The organism is Thalassotalea sediminis, assembly GCF_030295915.1.
GTDB classification, from domain to species: Bacteria; Pseudomonadota; Gammaproteobacteria; order Enterobacterales; family Alteromonadaceae; genus Thalassotalea_C; species Thalassotalea_C sediminis.
Genome location: NZ_AP027361.1, coordinates 1,660,972 through 1,675,087, shown reverse-complemented (window position 1 = coordinate 1,675,087; position 14,116 = coordinate 1,660,972). Strand labels below are relative to the sequence as shown.

General features: G+C 39.7%; 11 protein-coding genes and 5 tRNA genes. 5 read left to right on the top strand and 11 right to left on the bottom strand.

Annotation, left to right across the window (positions count from 1 at the left end; all coding sequences use genetic code 11):
• Positions 1-73: 73 nt before the first annotated feature.
• Both QUE09_RS07565 and QUE09_RS07560 read right to left on the bottom strand, forming a co-directional pair.
• Complete coding sequence (locus QUE09_RS07565; protein ID WP_286235583.1) at positions 74-2,629, bottom strand: ABC transporter permease; 2,556 nt, start codon at positions 2,627-2,629, stop codon at positions 74-76.
• Positions 2,629-3,366 (bottom strand): ABC transporter ATP-binding protein, encoded by a 738-nt coding sequence (locus QUE09_RS07560; RefSeq protein WP_286235582.1) that lies wholly within the window; start codon positions 3,364-3,366, stop codon positions 2,629-2,631. Before QUE09_RS07560 ends, QUE09_RS07565 begins: the two co-directional genes overlap by 1 nt.
• Here QUE09_RS07560 and QUE09_RS07555 point away from each other — a divergent pair.
• Both QUE09_RS07555 and QUE09_RS07550 read left to right on the top strand, forming a co-directional pair.
• Entirely contained in the window at positions 3,365-3,982 is a 618-nt protein-coding gene (locus QUE09_RS07555) for an arylesterase (protein WP_286235581.1), read from the top strand. The genes QUE09_RS07560 and QUE09_RS07555 overlap by 2 nt on opposite strands.
• Positions 3,983-3,995: 13 nt before the next feature.
• Positions 3,996-5,567, top strand: coding sequence for a cation:proton antiporter family protein (locus QUE09_RS07550; RefSeq protein WP_286235580.1), 1,572 nt, complete (start codon positions 3,996-3,998; stop codon positions 5,565-5,567).
• A gap of 397 nt (positions 5,568-5,964) precedes the next feature.
• Here the strand turns inward: QUE09_RS07550 and QUE09_RS07545 are convergent.
• The 5 genes from QUE09_RS07545 to QUE09_RS07525 all read right to left on the bottom strand — a co-directional run bounded on the left by QUE09_RS07545 (position 5,965) and on the right by QUE09_RS07525 (position 7,213).
• Positions 5,965-6,040 (bottom strand) — tRNA-Glu (locus QUE09_RS07545).
• Positions 6,041-6,273: 233 nt separating this feature from the next.
• Positions 6,274-6,349 (bottom strand) — tRNA-Glu (locus QUE09_RS07540).
• A gap of 233 nt (positions 6,350-6,582) precedes the next feature.
• A tRNA-Glu gene (locus QUE09_RS07535) sits at positions 6,583-6,658 on the bottom strand.
• 233 nt (positions 6,659-6,891) lie between these two features.
• A tRNA-Glu gene (locus QUE09_RS07530) sits at positions 6,892-6,967 on the bottom strand.
• A 170-nt stretch (positions 6,968-7,137) separates the two neighbouring features.
• Positions 7,138-7,213 (bottom strand) — tRNA-Ala (locus tag QUE09_RS07525).
• Between the two features lie 351 nt (positions 7,214-7,564).
• On the opposite strand from QUE09_RS07525, the gene QUE09_RS07520 reads away from it, so the two are divergent.
• Positions 7,565-8,485 (top strand): gluconeogenesis factor YvcK family protein, encoded by a 921-nt coding sequence (locus tag QUE09_RS07520; RefSeq protein ID WP_286235579.1) that lies wholly within the window; start codon positions 7,565-7,567, stop codon positions 8,483-8,485.
• Between the two features lie 7 nt (positions 8,486-8,492).
• Here the strand turns inward: QUE09_RS07520 and dcd are convergent, their stop codons facing one another.
• Positions 8,493-9,089, bottom strand: a complete 597-nt coding sequence (gene dcd / locus QUE09_RS07515) for a dCTP deaminase (RefSeq protein ID WP_286235578.1) — start codon at positions 9,087-9,089, stop codon at positions 8,493-8,495.
• Positions 9,090-9,137: 48 nt separating this feature from the next.
• Positions 9,138-10,235, bottom strand: coding sequence for an iron-sulfur cluster carrier protein ApbC (apbC, locus tag QUE09_RS07510; RefSeq protein WP_286235577.1), 1,098 nt, complete (start codon positions 10,233-10,235; stop codon positions 9,138-9,140).
• Positions 10,236-10,392: 157 nt separating this feature from the next.
• On the opposite strand from apbC, the gene metG reads away from it, so the two are divergent.
• Both metG and QUE09_RS07500 read left to right on the top strand, forming a co-directional pair.
• The gene (gene metG / locus QUE09_RS07505; protein WP_286235576.1) at positions 10,393-12,429 is read left to right on the top strand and encodes a methionine--tRNA ligase; all 2,037 of its coding nucleotides are present in this window, start codon (positions 10,393-10,395) and stop codon (positions 12,427-12,429) included.
• A 59-nt stretch (positions 12,430-12,488) separates the two neighbouring features.
• Positions 12,489-12,953 (top strand): GNAT family N-acetyltransferase, encoded by a 465-nt coding sequence (locus tag QUE09_RS07500; RefSeq protein WP_286235575.1) that lies wholly within the window; start codon positions 12,489-12,491, stop codon positions 12,951-12,953.
• On the opposite strand, the gene QUE09_RS07495 is transcribed toward QUE09_RS07500, so the two are convergent.
• Both QUE09_RS07495 and QUE09_RS07490 read right to left on the bottom strand, forming a co-directional pair.
• On the bottom strand, positions 12,930-13,322 hold the full coding sequence (locus tag QUE09_RS07495; protein WP_286235574.1) for a glutaredoxin family protein: 393 nt from the start codon (positions 13,320-13,322) through the stop codon (positions 12,930-12,932). The genes QUE09_RS07500 and QUE09_RS07495 overlap by 24 nt on opposite strands.
• An 86-nt stretch (positions 13,323-13,408) precedes the next feature.
• Positions 13,409-14,113 carry an SIR2 family NAD-dependent protein deacylase gene (locus QUE09_RS07490; protein WP_286235573.1) on the bottom strand — a complete coding sequence of 235 codons (705 nt, stop codon included), beginning with the start codon at positions 14,111-14,113 and terminating at the stop codon, positions 13,409-13,411.
• Positions 14,114-14,116: the final 3 nt, after the last annotated feature.

The following is a 14,116-nucleotide window of genomic DNA, read 5'->3' as shown; positions in this document are numbered from 1 at the left end:
ACTGATTAATAAAAAAAAGTATCGTTATCCGATTAAAAATAACGATACTTCTGTGCGTTGATTAAAACAATGTTTACATCGTACGTCTGATCAAGGTAACACTTGTCAGGTTCAACAATCGCCAACAACTTATCATGCCAATCGTACCAACAAAAATCGCACCAGACAAAATACCTACTAACCAATAGCTAAAGTGAAATGTTGGATCCATTTCAAAGGTTTGTGTTTGCAGAATGAACACACCTATTTCCATACCAACACTTGCCATAAAACCAGCAATCGCACCTAGCGCAACAAATTCAAACAGTATACTGTTTCTCAATAGTGAGCCTTTTGCCCCTAGCGTACGAAGTATGGCTAATTCACGCTCTCTTTCTTCCATGCTTGCCTGCACTTGTGCAACAAGTACTAAGCTACCTGCTAGCACCACCAATACTAGAATTAACTCGATAGCAATCGTAACTTGCTCAATCATTTCATTGAGCTGTTTCATAATGGCATCAAAGTCGATCATTGAAATTGTTGGATATTGAGCAATTAGATCATAAAAGGCGTCTTTTTTCTCAGGCGCTACTTTCCAGGCAGAAATTGACGTAGTAGGAAAGTCTTCAAACACTGCTTGGTTAAACACCATAATGAAGTTAAGTTGTCGTGTTTTCCAATCAACCTCGCGAATACTGGTTACAGGTACGGTAAACTTACGGCCGCCTAAATCAAAAGACAGTTCATCTCCTAGTTTAATCTCTAACCGCTCTGCCACACCTGATTCAATGGAAACTTGCGGCGTAGTATCACCTTGTTGCCACCAACGCCCTTCTAAAATTTCATTTTGATAAGGCACATTATCACGCCATGTTAAACCCAGTTCACGCCCCATACCGCGACGACCTTCTTTTTCTTTCTCCTCATCAGTGTTTTCAGCAGTAGAGTTTTCATCTGCCTTTTCGTCATCGCGTTCAACCCTAACGGTTTCTTCACCATTAATCGCTGTTAAACGTCCACGATATACAGGATAAAAACCACGATGAGGAATATCGTATTCTTCCGTAAATGCTTGTAAAGGCGCTATCTGTTCTTCAGTTATATTGACCAAATATTGATTTGGCGTATCGTCAGGGAATTGTGACTGCCATTCATCAATAATAGATGTTTTCATTACCGTAATTAACAACAATAATTTAATGGCGATCGTAAAACTGACTAATTGCACACTATTTTCACTAGCACGACGTTTCAAATTCGCTAATGCTAAATGCCATGACTGCCCTGCTTTTGTTCCAACACTGCGCCCCGCACTCATAACCATGCGACCAATTGTTAGTAAAATTGCCGACACTAATAGCCCACCTGCTAATAATGAAAGGCTCATGACAAAATCACCACTAAACATTAGCAACAAAACAAACAACGCGATTAAAGGAATAAGTTGGTGGCTACCAAACTTAGGCAGTGTATTGGTTTTAAAACCACGAATAACAGATAACGGTGATGTTTGAATCAATTCTTTAATTGGGTGAATAGCAAAGGCAACCGCACAGATTAACCCCGTAACTATGGCTGTAATAAACGGTGTAAACGTTAATGGCGTATTATCTAATGACAAGTAGCTTTCTATTGCATTCGCCCCTAACAGTAATAAAAGATACCCAAGTAATAACCCTGCACCGATACTGATCACACTTAATAATGTCCAGTGTAAGCAATACAAATTTCTAACATGTGACATTGTCGCACCAAGTGCTCTAAAGACAGCAACAACCGATTGATGGCGTTGCCCGTATCTGCGGCTGGCAACAGCAACGGCTACGGCAGCAAGTACAATACCTAACATACTTGCAAGCGATAGAAATCTTTCTGCACTGTCTAATGTTGATGATAAACGGTTTTGAGCACGTTTAGCGTCATACCAACGCTGGGTATCATTTACTTGTGGCTTAATCCACGTTTCAAATGCATCAATATCTTCTGGTTCGCCAGTGAACAAATAAGCATGATAAATTCGACTACCTGGTTGTACTAATTCAGTCGCTGGTAAGTCATCCACATGCATAATGATACTTGGCCCTGCCACTAGAAAACGGTATGAGCGATCAGGTACATTCACTAGAATGCCAGCAATTTTAAAGGGGGCTACACCAATTTCGACTATATCTCCTACGTTGACACCTAAACGACTTAAAAGGCTACGCTCAACCCATAACTCACCGCGTTTAGGTCCACCTACAATTTCTTCCTCGCCATCAATTGAGCGTTTTATCGATAACTCACCACGCAAAGGATAGTTTTCGCTCACCGCGTCAAGTTCACTTAAGATCATATTATCGCCGTGAAAAACCATTGAGTCGGTGTACACTTTTTTGGCTATGTTTAAACGCAGTGATTTTGCCTTTTCAATATATTTTTCATCAGCAGGTCCATTACCACTAAACACCCTATCAGCGGCAATAGTATTGGTACTATTGGCGACAATTGCGTGTTTAATTTGCCCTGAAAAACCAGTTAATGAAAAGACGGTTGCAACGGCGAGTACAATAGCTAAAAAAATGATCGTTAGCTCGCCGCGTCTTAACTCATGATCAAGTAAGCGCAGAGATTGTTTAATCCATATATTGTTTTTTACTGTCATCATTAACCCATATTCGCTACGTTTGCCGCCGTTTGTTCCACAAAATCACTATCTGATTGAACATCGGTTAACACACCACTGTCCATTTCTACTTGTCGTTGACAACGGGCGGCAAGTTTTGGGTCATGCGTAACAAGTACAAGTGTTGTACCTGTTTTTTTATTTAGCTCAAAAAGTAAATCAGTAATCGTTAGCCCTGTTTTGGTATCAAGGTTACCCGTAGGTTCATCAGCGAATAAAATATCCGGTTCGGTAATAAAAGCCCTTGCAATAGCGACACGTTGCTGCTCACCACCTGATAGCTGGCTTGGGTAGTGATCCATTCGATCGCCTAGCCCAACTTGTTCAAGTAGTTTTTGTCCACGTGCTAGTGCGTTTTCTGTATTGGCAAGTTCAGCGGGTAACATAACATTCTCTAATGCCGTTAAACTATTAACTAACAGAAATTGTTGAAAAATAAAGCCAACGTGTTGCGCTCTTACCTGACTACGTTGTTCTTCATTAAGCTGGTGTAATGGGTGGTTTTTAAGATACACTTCACCTGAACTTGGTAAATCTAATCCGGCTAAAATTGAGAGCAACGTGGTTTTACCGGAGCCAGAGGAGCCCACTATCGCGAGGGTTTCACCAGCATTTACCGTTAAATGGGTTGGCTGTAATAGCGATAATGATTTACCTTCTAACTGAACCGACTTCGTCAGATCGTTAACTTTGAGAATTGTATCGGAACTTACCTGCATGAAAAACTACCTACTTTTTATTTACTTAATACTGTTTTCTTTAATCAATGGATCAAAGGCTCAAGCGTTTAACACCATTTTACTACTAGGTGATAGTGTCAGTGCAAGTTATGGGATGCAACAACATCAAGGCTGGGTTCACTTACTCAATGAACGACTTAACGAGCAAAAAGCACCATACACTATTCTTAATGCTAGCATAAGTGGTGAGACAACAAGTGGCGGTTTATCTCGACTTCCGGGCATTTTAGCCGATAATGATGTAGATCATTTAATTATCGAGCTCGGTGGCAATGACGGTTTGAGAGGTTATAATCCAAAAGCTATAAAAAACAATTTGTTACAAATGGTTTCGCTGGCTCAAGATAAAAATATACCGGTTTCGCTGATGCAAATAAAAATAACACCTAATTACGGTCCTCGTTATAACAATATGTTCGAGGCGGTATTTAAAGAAGTGGCTGAAGAAACCAATGCAACACTTCTACCCTTTTTTATGGAACAAGTCGCTTTAGATCCTGAGCTTATGATGAACGATGGCATTCACCCGAATGTTAAAGCGCAACCGATTATTGCTGACTATGTTGCAGAACAACTTGATACCCTAATGAAATAATGAGTAATACTTAATGGAATTTATTTGGATTTTATTCGCTTTTTTATGTGGTTTTGCCGCAAAAGTTATCACGCTTCCACCATCAATTGGCTACTTATTAGCAGGCTTTGTTCTCCACTTTATGGGTTATCAAGCCGATGATTTAGTGCTCTCTCTTGCCAATATTGGTATTACGTTAATGTTATTTACCATTGGCTTAAAACTAAACATTAAAGATTTAATTAAAACTGAAGTGTGGGCAGGTAGCTTATCGCATACCCTAATTTGGATGTTAGGCGGTGTTGCAGTATTCAAATTATTAGCCTTTCTCTCTGTGGCTTATTTTGCCGATGCAGACTACCAAATAGCGGGGTTAGTTATATTTGCATTGTCGTTTAGTAGTACTGTTTGTGTGGTTAAGCTGTTGGAAGATCATGGCGAAATGAAAACCAGGCATGGTAAGTTAGCGGTTGGTATTTTAGTTATGCAAGATATTGTTGCCGTTGCCTTTCTCGTTGCAGCTACCGGAAAAGTGCCAACCGCTTGGGCGTTTTTGCTGTTACTTTTGATCCCATTGAAGCCATTGGTAAATCGCATTATTTCTAAGGTTGGTCATGGCGAATTACTCCCGCTTACTGGCTTTTTCTTAGCATTTGGCGCTTATGAACTGTTTGAACTTGTAAAAATTAAAGGGGACTTAGGTGCCCTACTTGCGGGAATGTATTTAGCAAGCCATGTTAAGGCGACTGAGATCACTAAATCATTAATGAGCTTTAAAGATATCTTTCTTATTGGCTTCTTTCTGTCGATTGGCTTTACGGCGCTACCAACGTGGGAAATGCTTGCTATTGCAGGTATTTTAACCTTAATGCTGCCACTGAAATTTGCCTTGTTCTTTTTCTTATTTATTAAACTAAAATTACGCGCACGTACCGCGTTCTTATCATCATTGGCCTTAGGTAATTTTAGCGAGTTTGGGTTAATTGTTGCTGCATTGAGCACATCAGCAGGTTGGTTACCGAAAGAATGGTTAGTGATCCTCGCATTAGCAGTGTCAATTTCTTTTGTTATTACCAATGTACTGTACAATTTTGCTCATGAGTTTTATGCCAATCATAAAACGCTTATTAGTAAGCATCAGCACCCTAATAAATTACCTGAAGACTCATTTGTTCAACCCTGTGATGCACCCGTTGTTATTATAGGCATGGGGCGTGTAGGAATGGGGGCATATCGCGCTTTGCAAAGTCAACATCCAAACCAAGCCTGGGGCTTAGATACTGATAAATCAAAAATAGATTTACTGTCGGCAGATGGCGTACAAGCTTTCCAAGGTGATGCGGAAGATGCTGACTTTTGGGAAAATATTGATTTATCTCGCATTAAATTAGTATTACTTGCATTGCCTTCTGTACAAGATATTGTCAATATCACGGTTCAGCTTAAACATGCTAACTATCAAGGTAAAATTGCAGCGATAGCGCGCTATGATGATGAACGAAAAGCGTTAGAAGAATTCGGTGTAGATAAGGTATTCAACTTTTACAACGAAGCCGGTGTTGGTTTTGCTGAAGAAAGTATTAACTTATTTGATACTGCAGTGTAAGTGCAAAATTACTGAACCTAAGCGATCAATACATTACTTGTCGGTAACCAGTTCAGAAGTGCAAAATAGCTAAAGCAGCAAAAGATATTGTTATGGTATGACTAAACAGGATCGGAGCTACTATTGCGCTTCTAATCGCTCTTTAATGACGGCGTATATTTGGTCGTGTGAATACTTGTAGGTAGGTATACGATATAAAGGCAAAGTAACTTACACCAACCCCTCTTACAACTAAACATAACATCAACTTCATTACCTATGTTGCAATAAAGCTGTGGAATTAGTTACTACAAGGTTTTTAATGTGTATTAAGCAGCTCAATATTGACGGGGGATTGCATTAATTATCAGCAACAAAAAAGCCAGCATAAAGCTGGCTTTTTTGTACTTCAATGAAGTGGCATCCCTAAGGGGATTCGAACCCCTGTTACCGCCGTGAAAGGGCGGTGTCCTAGGCCTCTAGACGATAGGGACACTAAAACTGTTTAGCGAAATAGTTTTCGCTGTTTTAGTGTAAGATTTTTGAAAGCTATGCTTGCAAAAATGACCTTACAACTAATAAGTCTCAGCGCAAAAGTAGAAAACATGCATTTTTTACTTTTATCGCTTGTTGAACGATAACCTGCTCAACAAAATTCTTTTGGTTTTCACCAAGGATAAAACAAGACCTAGATTGCTTTACCCTACTCACGTTGCCGTGATTAATGTGGCATCCCTAAGGGGATTCGAACCCCTGTTACCGCCGTGAAAGGGCGGTGTCCTAGGCCTCTAGACGATAGGGACACTAAAACTGTTTAGCGAAATAGTTTTCGCTGTTTTAGTGTAAGATTTTTGAAAGCTATGCTTGCAAAAATGACCTTACAACTAATAAGTCTCAGCGCAAAAGTAGAAAACATGCATTTTTTACTTTTATCGCTTGTTGAACGATAACCTGCTCAACAAAATTCTTTTGGTTTTCACCAAGGATAAAACAAGACCTAGATTGCTTTACCCTACTCACGTTGCCGTGATTAATGTGGCATCCCTAAGGGGATTCGAACCCCTGTTACCGCCGTGAAAGGGCGGTGTCCTAGGCCTCTAGACGATAGGGACACTAAAACTGTTTAGCGAAATAGTTTTCGCTGTTTTAGTGTAAGATTTTTGAAAGCTATGCTTGCAAAAATGACCTTACAACTAACAAGTCTCAGCGCAAAAGTAGAAAACATATATTTTTTACTTTTATCGCTTGTTGAACGATAACCTGCTCAACAAAATTCTTTTGGTTTTCACCAAGGATAAAACAAGACCTAGATTGCTTTACCCTACTCACGTTGCCGTGATTAATGTGGCATCCCTAAGGGGATTCGAACCCCTGTTACCGCCGTGAAAGGGCGGTGTCCTAGGCCTCTAGACGATAGGGACACTAAAACTGTTTAGCGAAATAGTTTTCGCTGTTTTAGCGTAAAGTTTTTGAAAGCTAAGCTTGCAAAAATGACCTTACGACTTATTAACAACAATCAACTACCGAGTAGTTAACAGCTATTATAAAATCTATCTAAAAAACATTCACAGAACATTTCCTTAAAAATTCTTGGTGGAGCTATGCGGGATCGAACCGCAGACCTCTTCGCTGCCAGCGAAGCGCTCTCCCAGCTGAGCTATAGCCCCGCTACCTACAACATAAACGGCCTAGTGCTTATATTATAGACATCAACGTGCAATGTTCTACTCGTTGAAAGCGAGGCGCATTTTAGGCAGCCCCCTATTAACTGTCAACCTTTAATTTAGTGTTTAGGGCATTTTTTTCGCGTTTTTTGTTTAAGTGGCTAGATAAACAACAAGTTGACTATTTTTTATATATTCAACAGCTTAATTACCCATTATTTACCGAATACTAAAAAACTTTCATCACCAAGTATGAAGATAAACAATAATTATCTGCTTGGATGTGTAAGGTTACTTTATTTTTTGCGCAAAAATAGCTATGGTAGGGGCTACAGTAAAATATTAGAATCTTTCATGCTATTAAAAGACGCGAAAGTTGTTGCTATTGGCGGTGGTCACGGTCTTGGTCGTGTACTATCTAGTTTATCTTTTTTAGAAAAGAACTTAACGGGTATTGTAACAACAACTGATAATGGGGGCTCTACAGGGCGACTTCGTAAACGTAGTAGCTCCATTGCATGGGGAGATCTACGCAATTGTCTAACACAGCTTGTTGATGAAGATTCAATTGGTAGCCAATTATTCAATTTTCGCTTTGATGGTCAAGATGAACTTGGTGGACATAATTTAGGTAACTTAATCCTCTTTGGATTAGGGCAAATTCAATCTCGACCACTTGACTCAATAAAGCTTGTAAGACGGCTGTTAAGGGTTAAGACGCCAGTACTCCCCATGTCTGAAACGCCTACTGATTTAATTGCTTTTTACCCGAAAGGCAGGTGCAGAGTTGGCGAACTTTCTGTTGACGAAATGCCCGTGATGCCAAAAAACCTTATGCTTGCGCCGCTGGTAAAAACCCTTGATAGCTGTAAAAAGGCATTAGAAGAAGCTGACCTAATTATACTTGGCCCTGGTAGCTTTTTAACCAGTGTTGTTCCCCCGTTACTCGTACGGGATATTGTTAATGGCATTATCAAGAGCAAAGCACATTGTGTATTTGTTGAAAATGTTGTCGCAGAAAACAGCCCAGCTGGCAATATAACGCTTGATGAAAAGCTGAATTGGTTGGAAGAAAATCTTGGTTCTATGCCGATTAATAGTGTGCTAGCACCCGATAACATCGTTTCTGAACGGTTACCGGTGATTAACTGTCAACTCGCATCACAATCAGTCGCACACTATCATGACAAAGAAAAACTGTTGGTGGCCTTACAACAATGTCTTGATAATAGATTACCGAGCCCTACGCCGCTCACTCAAGCCGTTAATTCATAACACTGCATTAATTTGCAGTGTTATCATCTTCACTAATTCGACTCGCAACAGCGCCCATTTGCCCTTTGTACTTCGCATCATCGCGTTTATTGTACGGACGTAGCGCTTCACCAGACATTGTTTCAAAGTTAAGCGCTGCTATTTTCATTTTTGGACGCAATGCCAGTGGTAGCTTACCGCTATTATAAAACTCTAAGACAATTTGTCCTGACCAGCCTGGATCAATGCGGTGCGCGGTAACATGCACCATTAAACCAAGACGAGCTAATGAAGAACGACCATCTAACCAACCAACAATATCAGCTGGTAATGTAACCGACTCATAAGTTACTGCCAACGCTAGTTCACCAGGATGGAGAAAGAACGCTTCGCCATCAGGGATGACAATTTCATCACTCATCACAGAATTCATCGCTTTTTGTACAGATTCTTTCTGGCCACTTAAATCAATATAAGCCGCAGTATGATCTTGAAAAACACGAAATTCATTACCTAAACGAATATCGACACTTACTCCAGATATCATGCTTTCGTCTGGCATAGGTGAAATTACAATTTTTTCTTGATTTAACAAAAGTTGAATATCTTTATCACACAATCTCATAGGGCGTACTTTCTTATTATTTACAATAATACCAATGCTGGTAATCGATTAATCTACTTGCTTTATGAATATTTCATTACTGTCAGGACTATGTTCTGACTTTTGCTTAAACAGTTCAGCGGCGATGTTGCCCGCTATTCTACGGTATTGTTGCGCAATTTCACTAGCGCTATTTTCAATTATTGGTGTTTTACCATTGTCAGCCAACTTACAGATGTCAATATTAAGTGGCAATTGCCCAAGTAGTGGCGTTTTAAACTCTTCACTTAGGTACTTTCCACCACCATGACCAAAGAGTTGCGAAGATTCTCCGCAATGTTCACATATGTGATAACTCATATTTTCAATAACGCCAAGCACAGGAACATTCACCTTGTTAAACATTTCTATGCCTTTCACAGCATCAGCAAGGGCAATATCTTGAGGGGTGGTGACAATAACAGCAGCAGCCACTGGCACTTGTTGTGCCAACGTTAATTGTATATCACCAGTACCTGGTGGCATATCAATCAACAAGTAATCAATATCTTGCCAGGCAGTTTCATTCAGTAATTGGTTAAACGCCCTACTCGCCATAGGTCCACGCCATACGGTGGCATCTTTTTCATCAACAAGAAAACCAATAGACATTGCTGTAATATTGTCTTTATCAAGTGGTAGCATTTTCTTACCATCAGGCGACGTTACCGGTGTACCTTCTAACCCAAGCATTTTGGGAATCGACGGACCATAAATATCTGCGTCTAGTATGCCAACATTTGCACCTTCAGCCGCGAGTGCGTAAGCAACATTTACTGTTGTCGTTGATTTACCAACGCCACCTTTACCTGAAGCGATTGCAATAATGTTTTTTATACCCGCTATGTTATGTCGCTTATTGGCTTGCAATGTTAAATGACTATCAATAAGCACTGAGATCCCTGTTTCTGATAATAAGGCATCAGCAAAACGATCTAACGCACCATCGCAAGCAAATGGCATATCAATCTTTAAGCTAATAGTCTTTTTAACCAGTGTAATTTCGCTCATTTTGCAATATTTTGCGATGCCATCTGGAAAAATATCGTCATGGTAATGGTCGAAAAATTCAGTAATTTTTTCGCGTGTTTCAGTAGGTACAGACGAACCAAATAAAGATGAAAACATGATCAGGCCATCATTTCGTTATGGATAAAATAAAGAAAATCTAACAAATGCACTATTTGTCGATATTATTTAATGAAAAATTTAATTAAATTCTGTACCATTCACTCCTTAATTACCACCTAATTTTAGTCACATTTAAATTCAGTTAGAAATCTATATGCAATCACCAAATAAACGCAAAATTCTTGTTACTTGTGCTTTACCATACGCAAATGGTTCAATCCATTTAGGCCACTTATTAGAACACATACAAACCGATATCTGGGTTCGTTTCCAACGAATGCGTGGTCACGAAACTTACTTCGTATGTGCTGATGATGCTCACGGCACACCTATTATGCTAAAAGCACAAGAATTAGGCGTTACTCCGGAAGCCATGATCGCCGGCGTGCGTGAAGAGCATATGACTGATTTTAGTGACTTTATGATCAGCTTTGATAACTATCATTCAACGCATAGCGATGAAAACCGTGCGTTTGCAAGTGAGATATACAATAAATTGCATGATAGCGGTCACATAAAGTCTCGCGTAATTTCACAACTCTATGATCCAGAAAAAGGCATGTTTTTACCTGATCGCTTTGTTAAAGGTACCTGCCCTACCTGCAAAAGCGAAGACGAAAACGGTGATAGTTGTGATAACTGTGGTGCGACTTACTCACCGACAGAGGTTATTAACCCGCGTTCAGTCGTATCTGGTGCAACACCTATATTAAAAGATTCAGAGCACTTTTTCTTTGACTTACCTGCATTTGAAACAATGCTAAAAGAGTGGACCACAGGCGGTTCTTTACAAGAAGAAATGGCGAATAAACTTAATGAATGGTTTGAGCAAGGCTTGCAACAATGGGATATAAGTCGCGATGCGCCATATTTTGGCTTTGAAATTCCAAATGCCCCTGGTAAGTTCTTTTATGTGTGGCTAGATGCACCAATTGGCTACATGGGCAGCTTTAAAAACCTATGTGACAAAAACAATATTGATTTTGATTCCTATTGGAAAGAAGACTCAGATGCTGAGCTTTATCATTTCATCGGTAAAGATATTATTTATTTCCATAGTTTATTTTGGCCGGCAATGTTAGAAGGCTCAGGCTACCGCAAACCAACATCGGTATTTGCGCACGGTTTTGTTACCGTAAACGGCGCTAAAATGTCTAAATCTAAAGGTACCTTTATCAAGGGACGCACTTACTTAGATCACTTAAACCCTGAGTATTTACGTTATTACTATGCCGCTAAACTTACAAACCGTATTGATGACTTAGATTTAAATCTCGAAGACTTTACCCAACGCGTTAATTCCGATCTTGTAGGTAAAGTTGTTAACATTGCTTCGCGTTGTGCAAGCTTTATTACTAAACGCTTTGATGGCATGTTATCCACTAACATTAATGATCAAGCATTGGCTGATGAAGTAACTTCAGCGGGCGATAGACTTGCTGAACTCTATGAAAATAGAGAATTTGGTAAGGCCATGCGTGAAATTATGGCATTAGCAGACAAAGTGAATGAATACATTGCAGTGAAAGAACCTTGGGTGTTAGTGAAAGATGACACCAAGCAACAAGAAGTACAGGATGTTTGTTCTCTTGGCATAAATTTATTCCGTATATTGATGATTTATTTAAAACCTGTGCTGCCAAAATTAGCAGAGAGTACTGAAACGTTTCTCAATGATGAACTTGTTTGGCAAGGTCATAAATCATTATTAACCAATCACAAAATCAACAAGTTTAAAGCGCTATTGCAAAGAGTTGATATGGACAAAGTAGAAGCCATGGTCGCTGCATCAAAAGAGAACTTAGTAGAAAGTAAGCCAGCCCCAACAGGTCCGCTTGCTGACGACCCTATTTCGCCAGAAATCCAATTTGACGATTTCGCTAAAATTGACTTACGTATTGCCAAAATCGTTAAAGCCGAACATGTTGAAAAAGCCGATAAACTGTTACGTTTAGAGCTAGCGCTTGATAATGACGGCCAAGAAACACGTCAGGTATTTGCTGGCATTAAATCAGCGTACCAACCTGAAGACTTAACAGGTAAACTGACGGTCATGGTTGCTAATTTGGCACCGCGTAAAATGCGCTTTGGTATGTCAGAGGGCATGGTATTAGCAGCAGGCCCAGGCGGCAAAGATCTTTGGATATTAAATCCAGATGATGGTGCTCAACCGGGTATGCGAGTTAAATAAAACGAAGGCGCTCAATGAGCGCCTTTTTTAATGTTTAATCTTGCATAGATAGTTTGACAATGACACAACATTTTACCACTAAAACTAATGGCTATACCCTGTATTTAGCGCAAAAGTCAGATAAGAAAGCAATCATGCGCTTTTATAAAAACCAGCATTATTCAGCCAGTTTTATGGGTTATGATCATTGTTATTTACTAAAAGATAACAACGATGACATTATCGCCAGTGTGATTGTATCAACCTTGACTGAACGCAACACCCAAGCATTATTACATGCCTTAGTCGTGAAAGCAGACCATCAAGGTTTAGGGTTAGCAAAGACACTGCTCGAGCATTGTATACGCCAACACGCAACAATTGTTTGTTTTGCAGCACCAAACTTGAAAACGCTTTATACAAAGGTGGGATTATCAATGCTGCCGGATAATCAAATCGAGCAGCATTTAAATGAAGTACTAAGCTGTCGGTATCGTAGCTATCAAAAGCAACAACCGTTACTAAACGCTTTTATTACCTGCTAATGAAGTGTTATTAACACAATTAGCAAGATAGGTAATGATATCGTTTGACTCATATAACCATTCAACGCGATCGTTATCATGTTCAATACGTAAACAAGGCACTTTGCGTTTACCACCTTGTTCAACCAAAGCTTGATTAGCATCTGTTGATTTATTGATATTCTGTAAAGGTAATTTAATACCGTTACGTTTCATCGCACGACGCACTTTTACACAAAATGGACACGCAGGTAATTGATAAAGACTCATATTCTCAGTTGCTTGTGCAATTTCAGCCTGCTGTTCCAAGGTAAGTTTTGGCGAGCGTGGTGAAAATACAAAGTCAAAGAACAAAATAATACGGCCAATTACCCATCGTAAAATAAACATCTACAGCAATACCTTCGGTTAAATTTTAAAGCCGCGCATTCTAACAGTTGCAGTGGCAAACAACAATAAGGTGCTGTGCTGTCTCATCATGCCTCTGCTAGCTTTGTAAGTAATGCGGGTATACCAATAGCTGCCGTCTGTTCTAACACCGTTAATTTATCTCGTTGTCTTAACGCTTCGTTAAGTTGTGGTTTAGGATCAATATAGTAGACATCCGCCTGTTCAGGAGCGTAACTCACTAAATTTGCAGCTGGGTATACTTGCATAGAAGTACCAACAACAATAATGGTATCAGCACAAGTGACCTGTGATACAGCATGATTTATTTGGGGTACGTCTTCGCCAAACCAAACAATATAAGGTCTAAGTTGTGCTCCTTGAGGACAAACATCACCAAGTTGAATATCACCATCCCAAGGACAAACAAATTCAGGGTATAGTGTACTTTGTGCTTTTTTCAATTCACCATGTAAATGTATAACATTTTCACTGCCTGCTCTTTCATGCAAGTCATCAACGTTTTGTGTGATAATAGCGATATCAAACAGCGTCTGCGCCTTTGCTAATGCGTAATGCCCTGCATTGGGTTGGACTTCAGTCAATTGTTTACGGCGTTGGTTGTAAAAGTCGAGCACTAATGATTGATTTTGATACCAACCTTCTATACTGGCTACTGACATAACGTCATGGCCTTCCCAAAGGCCATCAGCATCGCGAAAGGTATTGATACCACTTTCTGCGCTCATACCTGCACCGCTCAACAATACTATCTTTTTTAGCTTGTCCACCATTGT

Coding starts and splice junctions, on each gene's coding strand:
- QUE09_RS07550 (WP_286235580.1), top strand. CDS start 3,996: ATGGAATTTATTTGGATTTTATTCGCTTTTTTATGTGGTTTTGCCGCA.
- QUE09_RS07495 (WP_286235574.1), bottom strand. CDS start 13,322: ATGTTTATTTTACGATGGGTAATTGGCCGTATTATTTTGTTCTTTGAC.
- metG (WP_286235576.1), top strand. CDS start 10,393: ATGCAATCACCAAATAAACGCAAAATTCTTGTTACTTGTGCTTTACCA.
- QUE09_RS07500 (WP_286235575.1), top strand. CDS start 12,489: ATGACACAACATTTTACCACTAAAACTAATGGCTATACCCTGTATTTA.
- QUE09_RS07490 (WP_286235573.1), bottom strand. CDS start 14,113: ATGGTGGACAAGCTAAAAAAGATAGTATTGTTGAGCGGTGCAGGTATG.
- QUE09_RS07520 (WP_286235579.1), top strand. CDS start 7,565: ATGCTATTAAAAGACGCGAAAGTTGTTGCTATTGGCGGTGGTCACGGT.
- QUE09_RS07565 (WP_286235583.1), bottom strand. CDS start 2,629: ATGATGACAGTAAAAAACAATATATGGATTAAACAATCTCTGCGCTTA.
- dcd (WP_286235578.1), bottom strand. CDS start 9,089: ATGAGATTGTGTGATAAAGATATTCAACTTTTGTTAAATCAAGAAAAA.
- QUE09_RS07555 (WP_286235581.1), top strand. CDS start 3,365: ATGAAAAACTACCTACTTTTTATTTACTTAATACTGTTTTCTTTAATC.
- apbC (WP_286235577.1), bottom strand. CDS start 10,235: ATGTTTTCATCTTTATTTGGTTCGTCTGTACCTACTGAAACACGCGAA.
- QUE09_RS07560 (WP_286235582.1), bottom strand. CDS start 3,366: ATGCAGGTAAGTTCCGATACAATTCTCAAAGTTAACGATCTGACGAAG.